Genomic DNA, 24,029 nt, shown 5'->3' on the forward strand with positions numbered 1-24,029 from the left:
CCGTTGCAAAATATAAAAGAGCAATCTACCAAAAATATTGAAAACAAATTTCTTAATGCGCAGCGGCGGAATGGAGAAATGTATGAATGAATCAACTTTAAAAGAACAGATTTCAGAAAATGTCAATTTATATTCCAACCCGTCAGACTTAAAAATTACGGATTTGCGGGTTACCCATCTGAATGGAGCTCCCAAGCACTGTATTTTGCTAAAAATCTATACCAATCAGGGATTAGTAGGCTACGGCGAGCTACGGGACGCCTCCAGTGCGACCTATGCACTTATGCTAAAGTCCCGTCTTATAGGAGAAAATCCCTGTAATGTAGACAAATTGTTTCGCAGAATCAAGCAATTTGGCAATCATTCCAGGCAAGGAGGAGGGGTTTCGGGCATCGAAATAGCCCTTTGGGATTTAGCAGGAAAGGCATGGAATGTGCCTCTGTGGCAAATGTTAGGCGGAAAATTTCGGGATAAAATCCGAATGTACTGCGATACCGATGTAGATGGCAAACATACCGGAACGGATATGGGACATGCCCTAAAAAAAAGAATGGAACAAGGTTTTACCTTTCTAAAAATGGATCTCGGCATTGAACTTTTACTTGATGAACCGGGATGCTTGAATGCTCCATCTGGCTTTTTGGACGACATTAAAAAATATTCCTTAAAAGCCATTAATCATCAAAAAGGCTCTATCGATCGCGATTTAATGTTAGGAAAAAATTACGAGGTATTTACCATTCCTCATCATGCAACAGGAATTCATCTAACACAAAAAGGAATGAATTATTTAGAAGATTATGTCCGACAAGTTCGAGAGGTCATCGGATATGAAGTTCCCCTTGCCATTGATCATTTTGGCCATGTGTGTATAGAAGATTGTATTTTATTTGGAAAACGTCTGGAAAAATATAATATTGCATGGATGGAAGATGTTGCTCCATGGCAATACACTAAGCATTATGAAAAAATTTCCCGTGCTGTGCACCTTCCAATCTGCACAGGTGAAGATATTTATTTGGCAGAAAATTTTGTGCCATTAATGCAAAACGGTGGTATTTCTATTGCCCACCCGGATATTCTCACAATTGGCGGAGCAATGGAAATGAAAAAACTAGGAGATCTTTGTGAGAATTATGGCGTGGGACTTGCCATCCATATGGCCGAAAGCCCTATCGCATGCATGGCAGCTATTCATACCGCAGCAGCAATACCCCAGGTTATGGCTGTGGAATTTCATTCCATTGATATACCTTGGTGGAATGATCTAGCACACGGCATTGCCAATCCTTTATTTGATCATGGATTTGTGCGTGTTCCAGATAAACCAGGCCTTGGCATTGATGCTTTGAACGAAGAGTTAATAGCACAGCATCTTCATGAAAAACATCAGGAACTTTGGCCATCATCTGATTGCTGGAATGACGAATGGGCCAACGACAGACAGTGGAGTTAAACCCGCTTATCCAAAACAGAAGAACAATATAAAGAGAAAAGAAAGCTTACACCAATTTGAAAAACAACAGTCCTATATCCATGCTGGCCTTAATAGGTGTATAGCAACACACATAAAGGTTCCCGCCGTTACTGAGGTATATGATCAAAACAGCAACCCTTTATTCCGATGCAACGGCGGTGTTGGCTTTTTTCTAAAAAGTGAAATTTCGGCCATTTATAGCACAAATTTAATGGCTTGTCAAGAGCGCCCTTGATTTTATGGGCGTTTATCTTTCTCTTGGTATCCAGAAAATTTGTGCTATGAGAGCTGTCCGTCGTACATGTTGTATCAATTACCTTTCTGACCTCTGCTGAAAGCTTAAACATCGGCGATATAACATTCCAATTTCCTTCCCACCGTTTCATAACACTAGGATATCCATCTTCCCATTTTTCTTTTACCTTGCGCATTGTTTCATGCCGCTTTCTTCATTTGGTGCATGATAAATATTTTTCTAATCCTTTATATTTTCTTGTATTGAAGCATATTACACCATCACAAAATAATCTCATTCTGCTCTTGCTGCGTTTTGCCTGTAGAATATGAAAAGTACTTACTAAGCTTTTATGAGATGCATTGCTTGACAATGGCGTAGGTGGGATGATTTTTCTGCAATAGAAGTATCTCTATTTCAGTTTCAGAACGCATACACCGTATTTGTCAATTGTTCCGCATGTCAGATCTCCATACAATATGTCAAAATCATAAGGCAAACTAATGTTCTGAGGCGTTTCAGTATAATTTATAACAAATGCATATGCCTCTCCATCGGTTCCATAACGCCACTGTACATTAACACCTCGCGGCGTATCCGGTATTTTCTCTTTCGGCAGCACCGGCTTAAGTGCTTCACCATATGCTTTTATAAGGCCCTCTTCCTCCAACTCTGCTGCTATATAATAGGCTTTTCCATTTCCAAAATGATTTACTGTAAAGGCAGGCATACCCGCATAAAAATCCGTCTTGTATGTTCCAAGCGCTTCTGCTCCGTTTAAATGGGATAACTCACAGTAACGGGTTGCCCTGTATTCTTTGCCAAACATCTCCACCGTATTTTCGTGGATATCATACAATGCATCTGTTTCCTCGTACAGTATTCCAAGGACGTTTCCAAGCGGATAGTAGTCCTTCCCCTGCCAACAAAGATTCTCCTCGTCTACAATGCCTGTACAATAAGTCGAAACAAAAACGCCGCCGTCTTGAACGAATTCTTCAATTTTTTCGACAAGTCCTCTTCGTAATATATACATCATTGGCGCTACAACAACTTTATAGCGCGCAAGAGCAATACCCCCGCTGACAATATCCTCTGTGCCGATAATGTCCACGCCTGCGTTCAAATGCCAAAGCGCACCCAGATTTTTAAACAGGGTGGTTTCAAAGCCCTTTCGTTTTTCAAAGTTTCTAAAACCTTCAATAATATCGAGCGTCCATGCACAATCGTAATCAAACAGGAATGCAACATCATTATGCGAAAGAGTATCCTGAATCTGCACAAGCTGTTCAAGAGCCTTACCTACATTCTCGACCTCATGAAATATTCTTGTCTTGTCCGTTCCGTCATGACCGATTGCCGCTCCATGAAACTGTTCCAGCTGGCCTCTGCTTTTTCGCCATTGGAAAAACTGCACCGTGTTACTGCCATGTGCCACTGCCTGCATTGACGACATGAGATGAAAACCGCAAGGCCGTAGCTTTGCCGCAGGCTGCCAGTTGGTTGCCGAAGGCGAGCTTTCCATCATCATAAACGGTTTGTCAGGTTTCATTGCATTGTATAAGCTGTGATAAAACGCGGTTTCAACTGCTATTTCACAATTATCATTTTTTGAATACCAATTCGGGTAATTGTCCCACGAAACAATATCAACATGTTTGCACAGCTTATAATAATCAATCTCGAATGTATTCATGATATTTGTTGTAACCGGCAGATCGGGATTATATTTTTTTACCGTCTTCACTTCTTCTCTATAAAAATCCACCAGTAGATCCGATTTAAAACGCTTCCAGGCCAGCTTTAAACCTACTGAATGTTCTTCTCCTTGAAGATTGGGCGGCTGTATCTGTGAAAAATCGCTATATTTATGGCTCCAAAAGCCATTCCACCAAAACTTATTCAATGTATCGATATCCTTATACGTTTTCTTCAGCCATGCTCTGAAATTTTCCCTGCAAAGTGGACACAGACAATCATATGGCGCATTGGTGTCCATCTCGTTTGAGATATGCCACATGATCACACCCGGATGATGTGCATATCTTTCTGCCAGCTTCTCATCTATTATGTGAACCTTTTCGCGATAAACTGGAGAAGAATAGCAATGATTATGCCGAAAGTTATACTCATATCTATTCCCAGCACCATCCATACGATTTACTTCAGGATAGTTTATGCCCAGCCAAGGCGGCCTTGCCCCTGACGGGGTCGCAAGAATTGTGTAAATCCCATTTTTATACAGGCTGTCGATGACTCCATCAAGCCACTCGAAATTAAAAACACCCTCCACAGGCTCCAATATGCTCCATGAGAATATACCAATGGACATGACGTTACACTTTGCCTTTTTCATATATTCTATATCCGCTTTAAGCACATCAGGACAGTCAAGCCATTGGTCGGGATTATAGTCTGCTCCATGCCATAATTTAGGTAATTTATTATTTATCATTTTCTCTCTCCTTCTGCCTTATACAAATATAGGCAGAGCAACATAACATCACTCTGCCCAATATACATCAATCAAAATTATAAATGATATAGCATCTTCCTGCGCCCTCGTGTGTCTGAATTAACAACCTCGAAAACTTCTCGCCGTATTCCACATACGGACGCAAATCATCATATGTGCCAACTCTTATCGTTGCTTTGCTCGGATCGTCCTGCGGTCCTTCATAAACGATCGTTCCGTGGTACTGCCACGCGATATTGCTAATTCTTCCAGTTGCACGCATGTCATAGCTTCCGTCGGCCAGCTTATTCCCATACATGACTGAAAAGTCAGGTGAATCTGACAATTCATACACACCTGCATAAAAGTTAAGCTCCGTATTAAGTCCGGCAAACCCATTATAGGTTGTGCTTAACTCCTCTGGCAGATTGCCAACTGTTGCCGGTATGGTACCCGCTGCATCAAAATACACTAGCTGTATTTCAGTTACAAGGTTAACCTTACCATAAAGCCTGATCAACTGTCCCTTTTCGAGCCCCTCACAAATTGAGCTATCCTCACATTCAAACGTCCTTGCGTTTTTGCCCGATATAACATCGATATAGGTAGAGGAAAAGCCATCATCATTAAGCTGCTTGTAGGACTGTACAAACATTGCTGTTGCAATAACATAATCACCATCCATAATTTCCGATGCAGCCGCACTCTCAACATACTGTACCATCAAGCCCGGCCTTTGCTGCTCTACATCGTATACTTGTGCTTTAATACCTGACTGCCATGTGGGTTTTTGTGAGCTGTAATAGCTCTCATCTGTGGTTTCCTGTGACGGTACGACAAAGTATACATCAGGATTAAGATACCGGCCAACCCATTGTCCGTTTTCCTGTTCAAGCACGCGGTATTGGAACTCGCTGCCGATGAAAAAGTTGTCGGAGCTGCCGGCTATGTCAAGATGTGTTTCTTCCTCAAAGCCTGTTGAAACACCTGTACTGGCAGTGAGAACTTGCAGCTCGGTTATCATATTATCTTTTGTCTTATAACGCACAACCTGCGAAAGGTCAAAATCGGGATTTGCATATTTGGCGCTCTGTCTCAAAAGCGTTTCAGCATTGTCTTTTGCTTTTTCACCGTTAATTTTTAAATTGTCAGCGCACTGAAATTCTGTAATTTCACCGTCCTCGGTAAACAGTCTGACTGCCATTAACTCGCCTTTGGTCAGCCCTGTACTAAATGCCGCAGAAACCAGATATCCGTATACAAAATCACTCTCCGATTCGCTGCCAGAAAGTGCTGTAAGCTTGCCTCCCGCGTCAAGCAGGAAAGTCCCCTCCTGCGTATCGTTCAGTCTGTATAAACCATCCCCGAAATAATTGGTGTTAGCTATATAATACACATTGCTATCCAATTCAATTTTTCCTTCATTTGGATAACGGGCTGTGACCGTGCCGCTGACAGTCCTTTGGGAAACAACCATTTTGGCATAAACAACATTATATTTTTCAGCATAGTCAGCAACATTATAAACTGTCTGCCCATACGGCATATAAACACTCAACACCGCACCGCTCTTAAAAGCCGACGCATCAAAAGTCTCTTCGCCGCTCTCAGTAGTTTTATAAATACTGTCTGCACCCGTCTCCGCATTGTACACATCGACATAAATATCGCTTGCGTCAATGGTAAACATGGTAGTATCATACTGCAATCTGACAGTTAATTCGCTTTCATCAAAGCTCGCAGCTCTTATTATGTAGTTTGTATATTCCTCAATATCAACAACCGTGTATCCGCTATCGGTTCGCACATATCTGATGCTTCCGTCTTTAATTTTAAAAATATCCTCATTGTAAGCTAGCTCCGGCACAGTGCCATTATATAAAAGAGTGGCGCCGCTAAGGTTAACCGTCACCTGTCTGTCCGCATTGTTATAATGAGTGAGTATGCCATCATGAAAGCTTACAAAATCCTCTGCGGCAACGATGGTCTCCGTGGTTCTTTCAGTGGCCGCCATATAGATAAGTTCTTTGGTGTCCGTGTCATACCAAAAGTTTACATCATAACCTAAAAACGCATTAAAGCTGTCGGTACAGGGATACATCTTTCCATCGATGCTAAGCTGTCCCTCAGCGGGTGTGGTTTTGCCGTCAATGCTTGCAAACCGGTTTGTCTCGACCAACCCTCTATCCTTTACAGCATGATATATATGAAGGAGAGGGGCATCCCCATCCGAGGCTGTAACTATCGTTTCATCATTGATATATTCCAGGCGGGCCATTGGTGTTTCAAGCACATCTGCAAGGATTCTGGCCATATCAATACGGGTAATAGCCTGCTGATTATTCACACTATTTGCATTCAACATTCCCAATCTTGCTGCTACTGATTTGAACCCTGTCGGATAACCGCCAAGTTCTTCTGCAAGCGATGCATAACCCAGTGCACGCAATACCATAACCATCGCATCCTCGAATGATATGGTATCATTTACACCAAACGTATTGTTTTCAAATCCTGAAACAATACCAAGGCGAACTGCTGTGTAAACCAAACCATAATATTCGTGATCTTTAGGAACATCGTAAAACTGTCCTACCATTGAGCTATTTTCACTGTCATAGTCAATTTTAAAAAGCTTCAGCAAGCCCTCTAAGAATTCGGGGCGGCTAATATAAACATTCGGTTTAAACATACCTGTTCCGTCATAGTCGCCCATAATACCAAGTGCGCCGAGTATCCCAACCACAGATAATTCATTTGTATCAGGATAGCTGATTAACCCCTGCTGACTGACCAAGGTCTCAGTCTCGCTTTGGTCACCGTTCAAATCAACGCCATCATATTCCTGACCGGGTCTCATGATAATGACCTCTTCATCATCGTCAGCATAACCTGCAATGCACGGGAGTGCAAGTGTCAGGATTAAAAATAAAACACCTAATCGTTTTAACAAATTTATACGCCTCCTCTGCACATGAATACTGCATTTAAAGATTGCGATACAAACGGCAAACAACCGCAGCCGCCTCTGCCCTGGTTACAGGCCTGTCAAGGCTAAGTGAACTGTTTTCATAAAGTCTGGTCAAATAGCCTTCTTTTATAGCAAATAATACGTTTTCCTTTGCCGATTCGCTTAAATTGCTCATATCGATTTCACTGATACTACTTTCATCAGATGTGCCGCCGCTTATATTATGGTTTATGCATATCTGCTTAACCGCTCTGCATATCTCCTCAAAGCTGATTTTGTTTTCGGGATAGAAATACGCGTCACGAATAATCCCTTCTGCATACGCAACACCTGCTCCGTCTGCGTACCAGCTGTCAGCTGAAACATCCTCATAGAATGTGCCTGCATACTTACCCGTTACATGCAGCATTCGTGCAAGCATTTCATAAAATTCCGCTCTGGTAATATCATTTGACGGATGAAACAGACTGTCTCCGTTGCCGCAAACGATACCTGCCTGACGAATGATCTCTATCTCATTTTTTGCCCAGCTATCATCGGTATCAGCAAATGCCCCTTCTGTAAACGTAACAGTTTCTTCTATCACCTCATTTTCTGTATCACCGCCTATTTGCGGAATGTGTTCGGTCGTTTTAAGTCTGAGTGCAACAAGACCGTTACCCCGAAGCTGATAGCTGGTAAAATTCGGCTCATTTTTTTCTGTTTTAATGTATTGCGTAAGCTCTGCGCTTTCGGCATCATAGGAATATGTCAATGGATTCGGTGCAACCACCTGCATCTCCTCTACCAATGTAAAATTGTGTGGAAGGTCAAATTCTATATCTATGACATCATCTGCGTTTTTGTTGGTCAGAAGCAGAATCAATTCATCCGTTCCATTTGCCATTGCATTTACTGAAAAGCTCTCTGATTTTTCAGCAATTATCCCCTGTGAATTTGGAGTCGGGTCGACTGTATAACCATAGGTACTGTTCCATCTGGGTTCTACGCCGTCTTCTATCCAATGCCAATCCGTGAATATGACACGGTCGCCCATTGCATCGTGATACATTCTGTATACCTTTTCAATTGGGGACGGGAAAACGCCGTGCTCAGGATTATATATCCAATAAGCCCAGTCCGGACAGTCTATACCGCTTGTCTGGCCAAGAACACCGTGATAGTTGTTACCATCCCACCAAGGTGTCTGAAAGGTTAAGTTAAGATAATGCATTACACTGGAGGCTGCCTCAAATGTACTGCTTCTTTTTAATCTTGTCCCGGACGTCCATCTCGCATGTTCTGTACACGAAATCTTTATATCCTTGAGATTTCCGTTTTCGTCTCGCAAGTCGAGTTCTGCGACATTTTCGTCAATGATGCTTTTCATATCCTTACAGAAGCCCAGTAGCATTTCCTGTGAATTTCCGTCATAATAGCCGTGCCATGACATCGCATCAACATACGGTGCGAGCACATAGCTGATCTCATCCACCCATTGCCGGTATGTATCACCTATTCCCCATGGAGCTGTCGGCCCACAGAACATAACCTTGGCATCCGGATTGACCTCTTTAATCACTTTGGCAAGTCTAACCGCGACGTCCTTGTACCAATCCATTCTCTTTTGGTTAGGATACGGCCTCAAATATTCAATTTCATTACCAAGCTCCCAATAGAAAATCTTGATGGGTTCTTCAATCCCATAGTATTCCACTCTCAGCCTGCCCCACTCGGATTCGTCCTTTTCGTCATAGCAAAAGGCCATAAAACTACGCAAATCCTCCTCTGACATGTACCATGGCGTAATACATGGAACAAACGAGGTTTCGGGATTGTTGATATACGCCAGCTGGACCAGTTCGCCAAACCCGAGTCTTCTAATCTCAGAATTTACAGTCACTTTAGGCTCATAACTAATCATATTTTCCTCTATCGGTGCTGTTCCGCCCCTGTCTTCCACAGGGCCAAGCGTATCTAGTAGGTTCACCCGGCTCGATGCCGTACCACCAATACGCCAGCATGGAATCGGCGCCATTCCTTTCAGCTGATCCACAATTTCAGGTTTGAATACGCCTCCTTCATAAAACCAATCATACATATCAACATATTCACATTGTACGCCCAGGTTTTCTTCAACAGCATCCCACATTTTTGTTTCATCTATCGTGACAAGTGCTTTTTTATATGTTTCTTCGCCGCCGTAAAGCTGTTCTGCATTCATCTCTGCTATGGTTGCCTTTTTATTTGCCGCAAGCAGAGCGTCAAGCTCACTGGTACGGGCATTGATGGCGTCTTTTGATAAAGCATCATCCGCGGCCGATACGCCAAGCATGCCAAGACTCATTACCGCTGCAAGTGTTACTGCCACCCATCTTTTAAAGCTTTTATTCACTTATAGTCACCTCTACTTCTCTCTGTATAAGCTCGTAAATCATCTTGGCACTTTCTGCACGGGTAATGCTGTCCGCAGGGCGCATGGCGCCATTATCGCCGTTGATTACGCCGCCAACCTGTAGTTCGGAGATGGCATAAACCGCCCAATCTGAAATAGCATTCGCATCGGTAAAACGGATCAGTTCATAAACCGGTGCAAGCGTTTTTCCTTGTGCTGTCATAATTCTATGAAGAATTACCGCTGCCTCTTCACGGCTGATTGCCGCATCGGGGTTTGCGTTGTTTTGGTTATCGCCCTGTAATACTCCGGCATCTGCGGCCGCCTTAACATACGGATAGTACCACGCGCTGACATCAACATCGTTAAACAACGGTTCATCTTCCACAATTTCGCCTTCCGTTGTTTGCTCTGCTTCTTCTGCCGTCGTCTCATCCGCTTCTTCCGTGGGTTCTTCTGTAACCAACATATCTGAAGCCACCAAAGAAAGCTTTAAAAATTCTGCACGGGTAACGGAGGCATCCGGCATAAACATCCCGTCCTCGTAGCCATCTGCGGCACCTATCGCATTCAAATACCGGATTGGCTCATATCCCCAATAGCTTTCAGGGACATCGCTGAATATCTGCACTCTATCAACAACCGGATCGGTGTCGGGTTTGGCTTCCGGCAGGACATCTAAATTCTCCTCGAAGCGAACGCCGCCCCCAAAACTACCGCCGCTGCCACCGCCTGAACTGGGCCGTCTGTTTCCCGTACTGCCGGTATTGCTGTCATCAGCTGCGGTCTCACGATAACTGTCAATGGCTGTTTTAAGTTCCGCCACTGTGTTGATATCTGCACTGATCAGATTTTTGGCCAATGTAGTTTTGTCCTTAATTGCGCTGTAGTGATCTGCATCATATCCGATTTCGGCCGCACAATCGTCCAGCATGGTTATCAGATATTTCTCCGAAAGCCCCGCATTTTTATATGCTGCCATGACGTAGGCCTCCTTAAAGGTCTGAACAAGTTGATCATAGCAGGTGAACTGTAGATTGCTTAAAGCTGTGTGAACGGCTTTTTCGCACTCTATATAATACTTGTTATCAATAGGCAGATTTAAAATCGTGTTATTTTCTTCTATTGCGGTCTTGATGGCATCGGTCTCTTCGGTCGGTGCAGCAAGATTGCAAACTCTGCCCGTGTATAGCTCTTTTAAGAGTGATTGCTCCATCTCTTTTATTGCTTCAATACTGCTGCAGATATATTCCTTACCAGCTGCCGCCACTCTTTCTGCAAAATAATCAAGTTCGGTCTTTTGCTGCGCATCTGCCTGGGTATTGTCAATTTCAAGCAGACTTCTGTTGCTGACAGCATCTACGTTAAAGATGCTGTTTGTCTGAACAACCGAAAAGAAATCTTTGATAGCAGCAATATCATCATCCTTGACCGCCCGGTTAAGGGTATCGACGATATCCTGCTGATCTGCAAGATACTGATTCATTACAGCGGGGTCACCGCTTTCAATCGCCGCAGTCATCGGGCCTACAATTCTAAGCTTTTTTGTCAGCGTTCCGCCACCTGCAAAGCTGTATGTAACGGCTGCCTCACCCTCAGCTGTACCATATACGGTATCATTTTCATCATCGACAACCGCAATATTTTCGTCATCAACCGCAAGACGCACACCATCGTAAACGGTTATGCCCTTTACGGCATAGATGTCATACTTTTTGGGATCTTCCCCTGCTCTCGTCTTCGTTATATCCATAGCAATATCTCCCACAATTGCATATACCTTCATATCGGCAGGGATTTCATCTGTTCCGTCCGGCAGTGTCAGCGCCGAATACTTTATCTCTACATCGTCTATCGCGGGCATCCATTCTCCATCTGCATTTAGTACTGCAGAAATTATTTCTCCATCTGCAGTTGTGAGCATAAGAGTTTTACCCGCAAGCGTTGGACTGATGATACCTGAGATGGCAGCACCATTCTTCTGGCCGAGGTCAATTCTTCCTTCCACAGCAGTTTTGTGTTGAACACCATTAATACAAAGATTAACATTTCTTTGCTCTATGCCTTCGTCCCATATCCTTAAATCTTTAAATGTGACATCGTCATAACCCGCTGCCAGAAATTCAATGGTGTAATTTTCTGCATTGGAGAACAGATTACCATAGTCCGCATCATTATATACAAAATCCTGATTGAATTTAGCGCTGTCATCAAAGTTAAAGCGGTTATTGGCTGCATCGTACGTCTGCGGTATGTTGGACTGCGAAGTGGTCGGGGTATCCCCTCTGTCCGCAAAACCGTCAAGATAGTTCGTCACCCGCCACGCAACCGTCTCTCCATTATTGCTGCTTCCCTTGCCTGTCGCAAAGGCCTCCCAGCCAATTCTCTCACCATCGGTAATAATGGTCCATTCTACCACCTTTTGGTTTGGCATAAAATGGTTGACCACATGCCCGCCAAAGCTGTAGTTGGACGTATGTTCTCCTACATTTGCATTATGTGCTTGCATCACGGCCACGCCATCTTTTACAACCTTGACATATGCAGAGGAGATGTTATCGCTCGCCCAGACAAACGCCGCAGGACGCCAGCCCTTCATGCCAAACTCCAGATAGCTTGTCTTATCCTCATTCGTGTAAATTCTGATAGCACCAAGTGGCGGCCAGTTGCTGTTTGTCATGTCCAGCGTAAAGGTCAGCTTTTTGATGGATGTAAATGCTGTGTCAAGGCTAATCGATATGGGGAGCTTATCTACAGTTGCTCTTGCCGCTATTCCGTCCGAGACAGGCTTTATATACCAGTCGTTGGTGGTGTCTGTGTCATGCCCCGTCCATATGCCGCCGTCGCGCCTTACGGCAAAATCGGGCTCTCCATACATGACACGCCCGTCGACATCATCGTCTTCAAGATCATCATAACCGTATCCGTCCAAGCGTATCAGTGTTCCATCCGGGTTGGTATCCGCATCGTACACACCCCAATTTTCAACAAATACGGGCACAGGCTCTGCAGATACAGTCGGTAAAATGCCGGCTGCACAGAGTACAACAGCTATCACAGTCAAGCCCGCTGCCGCTCTTTTGCCAATTCTTTTAAATCCCATGTGACATCCTCCTCCAGTATTATTCGCATAGATAGCTCTTTACAAAATGCGGCGCAGAGACCATGATTTTTTGTACACCGTTCTTAATAAAATACGGTTCTTCCATAGCCTGCAAATAAATTTCTTTTTCTCCGCCGCCCTGCACGGTTGTACTTTCTGATTTTAACTTGTACAGCCTGCCTTCATCATCATACAATCCAATCGTGTATTTGATGGTCTCTGCTGCTGCGAGAGGATTTTTTACTGTCAAGGTGTAGGTATTGCCCGACCTTTCCGGTTCTGTAACCGAAATTCCCGCAGTAAATACAACATCAAATGTTGTGGTAACCCCGCAGAACTCCAGCTGGACCTGCGCTGTACCGCCTGCACTGTCATTCCATTTTAAATTGCCGTTTTGGTCAACCACCGCGTTTCCGCTTTTGACTGACCAACGCTTCATATTATTTAAATAGATCCTTTTTTCATTTCCATTTTTATCCGCGCCATAACAGGCCAGCGCATTTAAGTTAACCGTGGTATTTGCATCGGCCGTTGTACCAACGACTCTCAAAGAATACGGTGCAACCCGGATAATGACATCATCCACATACAGTTTTCCCGAAGAAGGTGTAAGATACATAAATACGCGTATCCCCGCTTGTCCCGCAGGAGTTTTGCGGTAAGCAGAATATCTTGACCAGCCGTTTTCATCCGTTTCCCGTATTGTAAGCCGGGTCCCCTGCTTGTCGCCTGATGGCGCTTCCAGCCATATATTTGTGATATCATTTATTTCAATCTCCTCTGTCTTGAGATAGGCTTCTGCATAATACGCATACTTATCATACACCGTCACAGTATTTGTATGCAGATTTAGGTTTGCATTGGCAACTGAGAAATCGGTCATGTAGGATTTCTGTCCGCTGTGTGCCGTATCCTGCACAATTCCGCCGCCTATTCCAAAATCATATGCAAACATATATCCTTCAAATGTATTAATAGATATGATGTCACCGTAGTTTAATGCTTCTGCCGACTCGGCAGAACGCACCTGTACCGGGCACAGCAGCAGGCCAAGCAACATGACAAACGCAAATTTTTTGAAGATCATTTTTCCCTCCCTTATGTGATATCATAAACCTCGGATAGAGGTTTGAGGCAGCCTTTTTCCCAAACATAAACCCTGATGGCGTCTATACTCTCCGCTGTTATACTAATCGGCATGGGGACAGTCCCTTCTGCCCTTGCTGCCAGTGTATGGATAGCAGTTTCTGCATGTACAAGTGATTCGCCATCATAGGCCGCAGCCATAAATAAAAGCTGCATGATAGCATCTGTTCGGTTAATCACCTTTATGTAAAGGCTCTTGATGTCTGCAATATTTTCAAGCGTAACCATCTCTCCGTTTTCGTTATACAGCCAGTCGCCGAGCAGGATGATTTCATCTGGCTTGTAAAAATCGAATTCCGCAATTCCTTCGGCTCTATCACCTGGGCAACTGACAGATATGACATATCTGCCCTCTATTGCATCCTTCGGCATTTTTATATGTACGGTGTCAAAGCTCTCACTTCCCCTGGTCTGTGTCTCCATCGCCACAATGTTATTACTTTCTTTTTCCACAACCGTTATGATATATTCTACTCCCGCCGCAAATTCTGAATCAAAGGTTATTTTACAGTCAAAGCTGTAATCGGCGTTGTTTACCTGTTTTACACCGTTTGCATATGCTCCGTCCGGCACAATACTGCGCACATAGCCGCTTACCATTTGCGGACGGTATTCAAATTCCACTATGTTGCTTGTACCGCCTCCTGATAAAACCGCTATGTAAGTACCATTTACGTTATTTGGCATCTCTGCATCAAAGTAGACATGATCCCAACATACCCTCTGTGTATCCGTGTATACAATTGTATTTGACGTATCCCTAACTGTAAGCGTAAGGCTTTCTGCATCGGCCGCTTCTTTGTTGGCAAAAAGCTGGCCGCTGAAAGAAACGATCCGGTCTGTCGGAGCCACGATTATCTTGCCGTTTAACACCTCACTGTTTTCAACCACCAGTTCGGCAGCCTGCTCTACCGTCTGCGCCGACATAGGAACCAGCTTAAGCACAACCGCACTGGCCGGCGAAATTGTATACGAAGTAAATGCAGTCTGACTGTTTATAAGATTGCATACGGGATATAGAGCCTCGGGTGTATTCGGTTTGTTATCCGCCATTAAATCATCAGCTGTCAGGATATATTCCCTCTCCAGCCTATATTCGTTTTGGGCAGAAAAGCTGATCTGCTGCGCTGCGGTTGTTTTCTCATTATTCACAAAAACAAGATTTAAGCCGCCATCTGGGGTTGTATGCGCCGACACCGTAAGCCTTGCGCCCGAAGAATCTCCGCCTTCTGCGCAAGCATTGCCGGATAGGGTTGCTCTGACAACATTTTCACCACTTTTTCCGCTGCCATAGGCATAGTTATACAATTTCAGCAATGCGCCGATCCCTGATATATAAAGCTTTCCATCGTCTGCATGTCTTGATACAACATGCCAGAGAATGGGATCGTCATCCGATTGCACACCTCCGTTACCCATACCGTGGTATATCATTCCCGCAGTATAGCTGTCGGTCGTTGTCAAATTGATGATCTGTCCGCTGATCAGTACCCCCTTTAAGGCAGAGGTCTCAAGTCGATCGACTGCATCCCTGTCGTTCGCCGTCCATTTTGCGTGCTCAGTAAATAGAATCTTCGGCCTGTCCGATGCTTCTATTTCGTCAAGATAATCCGTAATCTCGGGCATCCTGTAACGTTCCAGTTCATCACTGCTGGAGCCGTAATAGTAGTGAAACGAAACATAATCGCATTTTCGTCCAAGTGCATCGATAATCTTTTCATTCCATATACGGGGTTTGGCGTTTGCCGCATGCGGCACGGTAAACATCAAAGCCGCAAACTGTAAATCTGGTTTAACGGCCTGCATAACGGCCATATGTTTCTCGCACAGTGTGATATACTCCTTTGCCCTTGCGGCAATCGCATCTGCATCGGTGTAGTCGGCCGCCAAGTCATACTCATTGCCAAGCTCAATAATAGGTACAATTTTCTCACGCCATCCTAAATCCACACGCTTTTGCGCCCAATTGGTTCCGTCGCTGCCAACCGCTTTTGGGTCGCTTGGGTCAAGACATAAAAAACGGATTAAATCAGCATTGTTTTCAGGCGAATCGTTCAGGTTTATCACAAAGTCAAATTTTGCAGCCTTATCAACCGCTCTGGTATACTCAAGCCATTCGATAATGCCGTGGCTTACTTTGGCGCCGTTTGTCTGCGACCCATAATAGCCTCTTTCATCTGCGGTGCCGATGCTGTCCTTCCAATAAAAGCTTTGTGATTCGGTTCCAGCAAGCCTGGATACCGCAATCGGGGTCCCCGTTTGCCGAAAGGCATCGACAAATTCTTCACTGATCTCCGCAGAGTCCTGCTTCACCGCAAGAACGTTCTGCCATCCGTCATTAATACCGAGAAAGGCGCGATCGGACGGCTTGATGATATCATTCTCATTGACTGAAAGAATGGCTGTCTGTGTTTCTGCCGCATTGACCGAAATACAGAGGCATGCTGTCAGCGCCATTGCAGAAAGTATGCCGCATATACCTTTTTTCATAGTAAGTCCGTCCTTTCTTAACTGTACGGCTGTTGTGTTTAAGCAAAATCTACTCAAGCGAAATCTGCAAAGATTGATCTTTGTCCCCAAACGCAACAGCCGCGCACCCACACGATATAGTTATCCTATTTTTCAACAGAAATGGGCTTCATAAGCGGCTGCAGATTTCCTGCCAAGCCGCCGTCCCACACAAAGATGGTCCGCATCGTACCGCTTTCTGGGATATTCATTACGACTCCTTCGCTCGTCCATTCAGGCGTTGTCAGTGTAAGAAGCTGAATGTTCTGGAGCTTCTGCATCCCTCCATCTGCTGTGTAATCTGCCGCAACGGCAGTAAATTCGCTTGTGTTGCCCAGCAAGCCGCGATCCAGCCGAAGCCGTTGCTTCGCCACGCCGTCAATCATAACGGGTGTAATACTGGCATCTGCATATACCGCTGCATCCTCAAAGATCACTTCCGCATCGCCGACAGTTAAAAGAGAGACCGTATAGTCTTCCGCATCAGTAAACATATTATCATATTTTGTATCATCATATACATAATCCTGTGCCAACAATGTGCTGTCATCAATAACAAATCTGTTAAGCTCACCATCATATGTTACAGGGACATTGCTCTGGGTGGTCATATCCGCGCTTGATCTGTCATCAAAACCAGTTAACCCGTTTGATACTCTCCAGCAGACCTCCTGACCGAGATTATTGTTATGTGTTCCCCGGGCATAGACTTCCCAGCCAACTTTCTCGCCATCGGTTATGACCGTGATCTCCGCCTCTTTGCTGTACATCAGGAACTCATTCAGCATCTCACCGCCGACCGTCACACCCTTATCGGAAACAAACGAACCAACATTCGCATTATTCGCCTGTTCTGTAACTACGCCGTCTTTTACAATCTGCGCATATGCAGAAGAAATCTCATCTGAGTTTCCCCAAACATACGGGGCTGGTCTGAATCCTTTCAACCCGATTTCGATATAATTTTGCTTTGTATCATCGGCATAAACTCTCACCGCGCCAAGCGCTGGCCATGATGTTGTCAGATTGAGTTTCACCGTTATCTTTTTAAGACCTCTGTACTTTACATTGGAATGCAGCTCAAGAAGGTTATTTGCATGTACAGCTTTGGCTGCAATACCGCCTCCAGCAGCCGAATTGACATAAAACCTCATGTGGGGAGATGGTAAAGACGCTGTCCATGTGGCGCCATCATTTCTAATCGCAAAATTTGGATTACCTTCGGTTGAGCCATTGTCTTCACTACAACTATAAGAAGTAAGGCTGCTTAAGTCACCCAAAACATTGTTACTGGCGTCATATACACTGAAGTTTTCGCTGAAAATAGGGGTGCTTTTCTCTAAGACTTCTCCCCATATGCTTAAATCTTTAAATGTGACATCGTCATAACCCGCTGCCAGAAATTCAATGGTGTAATTTTCTGCATTGGAGAACAGATTGCCATAGTCCGCATCATTGTATACAAAATCCTGATTGAATTTAGCGCTGTCATCAAAGTTAAAGCGGTTATTGGCTGCATCGTACGTCTGCGGTATATTGGACTGTGAAGTGGTCGGGGTATCCCCTCTGTCCGCAAAACCGTCAAGATTGTTCGTCACCCGCCACGCAACCGTCTCTCCATTATTGCTGCTTCCCTTGCCTGTCGCAAAGGCCTCCCAGCCAATTCTCTCACCATCGGTAATAATGGTCCATTCTACCACCTTTTGGTTTGGCATAAAATGGTTGACCACATGCCCGCCAAAGCTGTAGTTGGACGTATGTTCTCCCACATTTGCATTATGTGCTTGCATCACGGCCACCCCGTCTTTTACAACCTTGACATATGCAGAGGAGATGTTATCGCTCGCCCAGACAAACGCTGCGGGACGCCAGCCCTTCATACCAAACTCCAGATAGCTTGTCTTATCCTCATTCGTGTAAATTCTGATAGCGCCAAGTGGCGGCCAGCTGCTGTTTGTCATGTCCAGCGTAAAGGTCAGCTTTTGGATGGATGTAAATGCTGTGTCAAGGCTGAGCGATACAGGAAGCCTATCTACAGTTGCTCTTGCCGCTATTCCGTCTGAGACAGGCTTTATATACCAGTCGTTGGTAGTGTCTGTGTCATGCCCCGTCCATATGCCGCCGTCACGCCTTACGGCAAATTGTGGCGTTCCATACATGACACGCCCGTCGACATCATCGTCTTCAAGATCATCATAACCGTATCCGCCCAAGCGTATCAGTGTTCCGTCCGGGTTGGTGACCGCATCGTACACACTCCAGTTTTCAACAAATACGGGCGCAGACTCTGCCGCAACCGCCACCATGCCCGCAGGTATAACGCTGAGCATCATCATGAATGCCAGACAGAATACCAGCATCTTTTTTAAAGCATTTTGGCCTTTCATTTTCACTCCTCCTAAATAAGATTAGAATTTTAAATATGTGTTAATTTTATATTTTAAAACAAACTATCCTTTGACTGCTCCTGCAGCAAGTCCTGATACAAAGTACTTGTTGCCGAAAGCATAAGCAACCAGCAGCGGCAGTAATGCAATGACAGAGCCAGCCATCATTAAATTCCAGTTTGAGGCCGCGCCGCTTGTACTTTTAAGTGCCATAAGTCCGACCATAAGGGTTTGTTGCTCTGGCTTAGTGGTTGTAAATACTGTGGGCAGTATATAATCATTCCAGTACAGATTAAAACTGAGGATTGCAATGGTTGCAAGGATAGGCTTAAGCAATGGCATAATTATCTTAAAAAAGGTGCCTATAAAACTGCAGCCGTCTATCTGTGCTGCCTCATCCAGCGCTTTCGGCAACGACAGTACAAAGCCACGCACGAGATAGATATTTACAACCGGAATACCAAACAGATGTATAATCATCAGTGCCCATAAACCCTTGTTTAGATTCAACGCATTTAGTATATCAAACTGCGGATAGACTGTAATATTGCCCGTTTTGACAAACATCAAAGCGGTAAAGCATGCAAAGACAAATTTTTTACCGAAAAATTCACCTCTGGCAAAAACGTACCCGGCCATGGAGGATATCATTACACTTATAAACACATTAATCAATGTATAGTACGTACTGTTCCAAAGCAAACGTCCAATATTAAATCCGTCCGAATTCCATATCAACTCATAATTTTCAACCGTTGGGTCAACAGGCAAAAGTCGTCCCGGTTCTGTCATAAGCTCCATATTTGTCTTAAAGGAAGATGTAAATGTATAGATAATCGGAAACAAGGTTAAAAGCATCAGCAACAAAAGTATGGCGTGGCTTATCATCATAGTTGTCTTATTCTTTATATTCATTTTACTTACCCTGCCTCCTTAATATAAATCATTCATTTTTTTGCTTGCCGCATTATATATAAATGATATAACCGCAAATAAAATTGTTGTTACAACCGACAGAGCACAGCCATAGCCGAGGGCGGGGGTTGCCTCGGAAGTAAATCCGGGTACAAACTTCTGTGTCAGATATGCCATTACCGTCATGGTCGAACCGCCAGGGCCGCCGCCCGTCATAACAAGGATAAACTCGTTGATCGAAAGCGTGCCGATCAATGATAACAAAAGCATGATCTGAAATATGGGCGCAATCATCGGCAAAGTAATGCTGAAAAACATTCTTACCGAACTCGCTCCATCCAGTTTGGCCGATTCGTATACATCTTCAGGCACATTTGCAAATGCCGCCATCAGATACATCACATTTACGCCGAACGTATTCCATATACTCGATATCACCAGAACCGCCAGGGCCGACCCCTTGCCTGCAAACCAGTCTATCCCCTCGGATACAATTCCCAAATCTATTAAAATACCATTCATCAATCCAAAGAATCCGAACAGATTTGAAAAAATCAAACCAATAACAACTGCGCTGATGATACTAGGAAGATAATAGACTGCACGGTACATTCCTTTAAGCTTCAGCCGTTTCTGATTGAGTAAAAGTGCCGCAATCATTGCTATTATGTATTCAAGAGGAATTTTGCATATTGCAAACTTAAAGGTATTTAACCATGCCTTCCAATAATCCAAATCGACAGTGAACATTCTGATAAAATTATCAAGCCCGATAAACCTCGTCTCTGACGGAACGCCGTTATAAGAAAACACTGACCATCTAAATGTCCACAGAATCGGGTAGAGGGTAAACACAAAGAAACCGATCAGGGGCAGTGCTATCATCAGATAGCACTGCACATTCATACTGAGTCTCTTCTTTGCCATGCCTTTACTTCTTTTTAACAGAGGTATTTTGGCATCATAGCTATGCTTAAACATTGTTGTATCATCCTTTCGATAAAGCCCATGGCAGTATGAAAAGCTATTCGCTTATTTTAACATTCCAGTCAGGCTTGACTGACGCATTAATATCTTCATCAGGATGCATCTCATAATAAGATGCCCTTGCCTGATTCTTTGATTCTTCAAGCCGTTCCACAAACTGCGCAGGCGTTTCTTCTCCTGACCACACCTTGTTTACAAACTCCGTGTTTTCTGAAATTGTATAGGTGGCATCCGTTTTTGGCTGCGTTACCGGCTGTGCCGACTGTGCAACCAGATCTGCAAACGCCTGCCACTGTGGGTTATCGGAAATTTCTATCCCCTCGACAAGCTTAGCATCATACGGCAAATTGATACCTTCCTTATACAGTTCCTGTATGACCTTGTCGGATGTAAGGAACTTGAACACTTCCATCAAGGCTTCACCGCCGACGGTTTCAACCGATTTGCTGTTTATAAACATACTCATGCTAATTGAAGCGCGTGATTTATATCTTTCACCCTCCACCGTAACAGGCAAAGGTGCTACACCCCAGTCGCACGTGGCTGGGAATTGATCCGTAAGCACGCCGACATCAAAAGAATATGCCAGCTTCATGCCGATGTTACCTGCCGCAAACTGCGCTCTTGCGGGGTCATTATCAAGTCCCTCTGCACCAGGATAAACCGAACCATCAGCCTTCATATCAAGATAGGTCTGTGCAATCGGGATGATTCCGCTGTAATCATACTCGCCCGTAACGGGATTATATCCATCGAAACCGACGCTTGTCTGCAAAGTCTCGCCAATGTCGCTGCCATACCAGTTTGAATATTTTGCCGGTAGAATAATTCCATATTCCTTTTTTTCGGGATTGGTCAGTTTTTTTGCAGTTTCCCTGAGCTCTGCCCAGGTTTTGGGCGGCTTTGCCTCACCGTTTTCATCGACAATACCGGCAGCCTTAAACATATCCTTGTTGTAGATCAGGCCTCTGGTTGTCATCGAAACGGGAACTCGATAGGTCTTTCCGTTATACGAGGTTCTGTCTTCTTCAAGATAATCTTTATATTTTTCAAGATACTCAGGGCCGCCCGGAAGGTCATCAATAGCAACAATGTAATTCTCTTCAACAAGCTTATCCATCGTTCCGCTGAATATATCCGGGGCATCACCGTTCTTCAGTGCCAGCTCGATCGTCTGGTTATATGTAGAATTATCCTTTACCTGGTAGTCAAGATGAACGCCTTTTTCCTTACCTTCGCCCTCGTTATATTCGTTAACGAGTTTCTCGTAAGCTAGCTTACTGTGCGTCTCACCCGACCATACTACAACCCGCTTTACGCTACTGTCAGAATTGCTGCTATCTTGGCCACAACCAACAAACAGTCCAGCTGTCACAGCAATTGTCAAACCAACCGAACACATCTTTAACCATTTTTTCATTAGGCATCTCTCCCTTAATAATTATTTAGGCAGAAACCATTACAACCTCTGCCCATTTTTCTTAATTATATAATATCATCAATTTATCCAAAATAACAGTTGATCTTTTGTACACTTTTGGCAATCTTACAGACTCTATGGATGACATTTTATGTCTCCGCCTTTTTTCAACTTCTATCTATCAAATATTTTTAACTCTTTCATTGCAATAATCAACTCTTTCATTGAAGGCATCTTAAACTTTCTTATAATCCTAGACGCAAGTGTTTTGACCGTGCTTTCCTCCACAACACGCTTTTCTGCGATTTTCTTATAGGTCATTCCATCATATATATCGTGCAGCACCTCATATTCAGAAGGCGAAAGCGTGACAAATACATCAATCATCTCAATCATATCTGCCTTTTGGAGCAGCAGCTTTTTTGCTTCCTCCTGAAAAACATCAAAAATATGCGGCTGCATTCCATTTTTGTAAATCTTATAATTCTGCAATATCTTGCGTACATCCTCCAGTACTGAAAAGCCATCTGCCACCTTTATGATGTAGCCAATTGCACCTGCACAAATTGCTGAAAGGACGTACTGGCTGTCATCGTGCCCCGTAAGCATAATAATTTTTAGATCCTCCATAATGCTTCTCAATTCCGGCAATACATCTATGCCTGTCCGCTCCTCTCCGAACTGTATATCCAAAAGCAGTAAATCCGGTTTATGCACAAGCAGCTTTTCTTTGCAAGAATCCAGCGTATATGCTACTTCAACACACTCAAAATCATCGCTAAGCTCCATATACGCCTTGTAGCCTTCACAGATATCTTTTGAATCATCACAAATTATAGTCCTAATTTTCCCCATGTTTCTTTCCTCCTTCGTACTCAAGCAATACAATCTGAAATGTTGTATATCCTTCTTCTTTGGATATGACACGGACCTCGCCGCCATGTGCCTCTACAATTCTTTTTACATAATACAAACCAACACCTGTACCGTTTTCCCCCTTTGACGAATAAAACAAATCAAAAATCTTTTTCCGGTCGGCCTTGTTTATCCCTATTCCGTTGTCCGTAATCTCAACCATATAGTAACCATCATCATGTATTACTGAAATATCAAGTTCTGGAGCTCGGTCACATCCTGTCATTGCCGTAACAGCGTTTTTAAACAGATTGACAAAAACCTCTGTCAAATGAAACTTTACACCTCTGACATAAGTTGCTTCGTTTCCGTAATGCCTGGTCAGTTTCATTTTGCTAACATCAATAATACGCAGGGCGCTTTCGATACACTCCCTAAGGTCAACGCATACGAATTTTTCTTCTACGTTCCTTAAAAGCTTTAAATTTCTGTTTAACGTTTGCTGATATTGGGACGAAATTTTTTTACCCATTGATAAATGCTCTTTTACTGCATCAAACTTTTCCTTTTCCAGGTAAAGCTCTGCCAGACTCAACCTTTGTTCTACCGCAATGAACGCATTTTTGTACGCGTGCAGCTGCAGCTCAAGATTCTTTTTCATAACTTTGGTAAATTCCTTAGATGCATTTCGTTTATACTTATACACAATCATCAATGTCAGGTATACACCTATCACCACTGCGACAAAGATGCATATATATGCAAGCATCTCCAACTGTCTGCCATCGAAATATACCGGCAGCTTTGCAAACCCTACCACACTAAAAAATATTGGTCTGTAGATACCAAGTACAAAGAAATAATAAATTACGGCTGATATAACAAGCGTACATATTCCCATTACAAAAAACAGTTTTTTCTTTGTAAAAATTTTTGCTTTAAACATCACATAGAATGCCGCGGCAGCAGGTATAAACAGATATATAAAGTAAACCATCTCCCAAATTTTATTTACAATCAACACAATATTTGATAACCACGCAGAGTGATATGTAAATATGTGAGCATATTCTGCTGTCTCTGGATCTGCCCAGATAAGCAGTACAATCGGTGGTATTGCCATTAGGATATTTCTGAGTTTACTTTTTTTCAAAAAAAATGACAAATATGCAACCGCCATAAACATTTGTGATACA

At 43.7% G+C, this 24,029-nt stretch carries 13 protein-coding genes; 1 reads left to right on the top strand and 12 read right to left on the bottom strand.

Features of this window, described 5'->3' with window-relative positions; genetic code table 11:
* Positions 1-82: 82 nt before the first annotated feature.
* Entirely contained in the window at positions 83-1,456 is a 1,374-nt protein-coding gene (locus tag INF28_RS09655; protein ID WP_226393265.1) for a mandelate racemase/muconate lactonizing enzyme family protein, read from the top strand.
* 668 nt (positions 1,457-2,124) lie between these two features.
* On the opposite strand, the gene INF28_RS09660 is transcribed toward INF28_RS09655, so the two are convergent.
* The 12 genes from INF28_RS09660 to INF28_RS09715 form a co-directional block, all read right to left on the bottom strand.
* The gene (locus INF28_RS09660; protein ID WP_226393266.1) at positions 2,125-4,167 is read right to left on the bottom strand and encodes a beta-galactosidase; all 2,043 of its coding nucleotides are present in this window, start codon (positions 4,165-4,167) and stop codon (positions 2,125-2,127) included.
* A 67-nt stretch (positions 4,168-4,234) separates the two neighbouring features.
* On the bottom strand, positions 4,235-7,120 hold the full coding sequence (locus tag INF28_RS09665; RefSeq protein WP_226393267.1) for an S-layer homology domain-containing protein: 2,886 nt from the start codon (positions 7,118-7,120) through the stop codon (positions 4,235-4,237).
* Positions 7,121-7,154: 34 nt separating this feature from the next.
* Positions 7,155-9,512 (bottom strand): S-layer homology domain-containing protein, encoded by a 2,358-nt coding sequence (locus INF28_RS13010; RefSeq protein ID WP_226393268.1) that lies wholly within the window; start codon positions 9,510-9,512, stop codon positions 7,155-7,157.
* Positions 9,505-12,615, bottom strand: coding sequence for an S-layer homology domain-containing protein (locus tag INF28_RS09675; RefSeq protein WP_226393269.1), 3,111 nt, complete (start codon positions 12,613-12,615; stop codon positions 9,505-9,507). Before INF28_RS09675 ends, INF28_RS13010 begins: the two co-directional genes overlap by 8 nt.
* A 19-nt stretch (positions 12,616-12,634) precedes the next feature.
* A complete protein-coding gene (locus INF28_RS09680; protein ID WP_226393270.1) occupies positions 12,635-13,702 on the bottom strand; it encodes a hypothetical protein in 1,068 nt (355 codons plus the stop codon).
* Positions 13,703-13,713: 11 nt separating this feature from the next.
* The gene (locus INF28_RS09685; protein ID WP_226393271.1) at positions 13,714-16,251 is read right to left on the bottom strand and encodes a hypothetical protein; all 2,538 of its coding nucleotides are present in this window, start codon (positions 16,249-16,251) and stop codon (positions 13,714-13,716) included.
* Between the two features lie 125 nt (positions 16,252-16,376).
* Positions 16,377-18,656: a hypothetical protein gene (locus tag INF28_RS09690; RefSeq protein ID WP_226393272.1), complete on the bottom strand. Its 2,280-nt coding sequence runs from the start codon at positions 18,654-18,656 to the stop codon at positions 16,377-16,379.
* Between the two features lie 63 nt (positions 18,657-18,719).
* Positions 18,720-19,571, bottom strand: coding sequence for a carbohydrate ABC transporter permease (locus tag INF28_RS09695; RefSeq protein ID WP_226393273.1), 852 nt, complete (start codon positions 19,569-19,571; stop codon positions 18,720-18,722).
* A gap of 18 nt (positions 19,572-19,589) precedes the next feature.
* Positions 19,590-20,552 carry a carbohydrate ABC transporter permease gene (locus INF28_RS09700; RefSeq protein ID WP_226393274.1) on the bottom strand — a complete coding sequence of 321 codons (963 nt, stop codon included), beginning with the start codon at positions 20,550-20,552 and terminating at the stop codon, positions 19,590-19,592.
* Between the two features lie 43 nt (positions 20,553-20,595).
* Entirely contained in the window at positions 20,596-21,978 is a 1,383-nt protein-coding gene (locus tag INF28_RS09705; RefSeq protein WP_226393275.1) for an ABC transporter substrate-binding protein, read from the bottom strand.
* Between the two features lie 174 nt (positions 21,979-22,152).
* Positions 22,153-22,833 carry a response regulator transcription factor gene (locus INF28_RS09710; protein ID WP_226393276.1) on the bottom strand — a complete coding sequence of 227 codons (681 nt, stop codon included), beginning with the start codon at positions 22,831-22,833 and terminating at the stop codon, positions 22,153-22,155.
* The gene (locus tag INF28_RS09715; protein WP_226393277.1) at positions 22,820-23,956 is read right to left on the bottom strand and encodes a sensor histidine kinase; all 1,137 of its coding nucleotides are present in this window, start codon (positions 23,954-23,956) and stop codon (positions 22,820-22,822) included. The genes INF28_RS09710 and INF28_RS09715 overlap by 14 nt, the downstream gene beginning before the upstream one ends.
* Between the last annotated feature and the right edge of the window lie 73 nt (positions 23,957-24,029).

Origin of the sequence: Ructibacterium gallinarum (genome assembly GCF_014982785.1) — a bacterium.
Taxonomy (GTDB): Bacteria; Bacillota; Clostridia; order Monoglobales; family Monoglobaceae; genus Ructibacterium; species Ructibacterium gallinarum.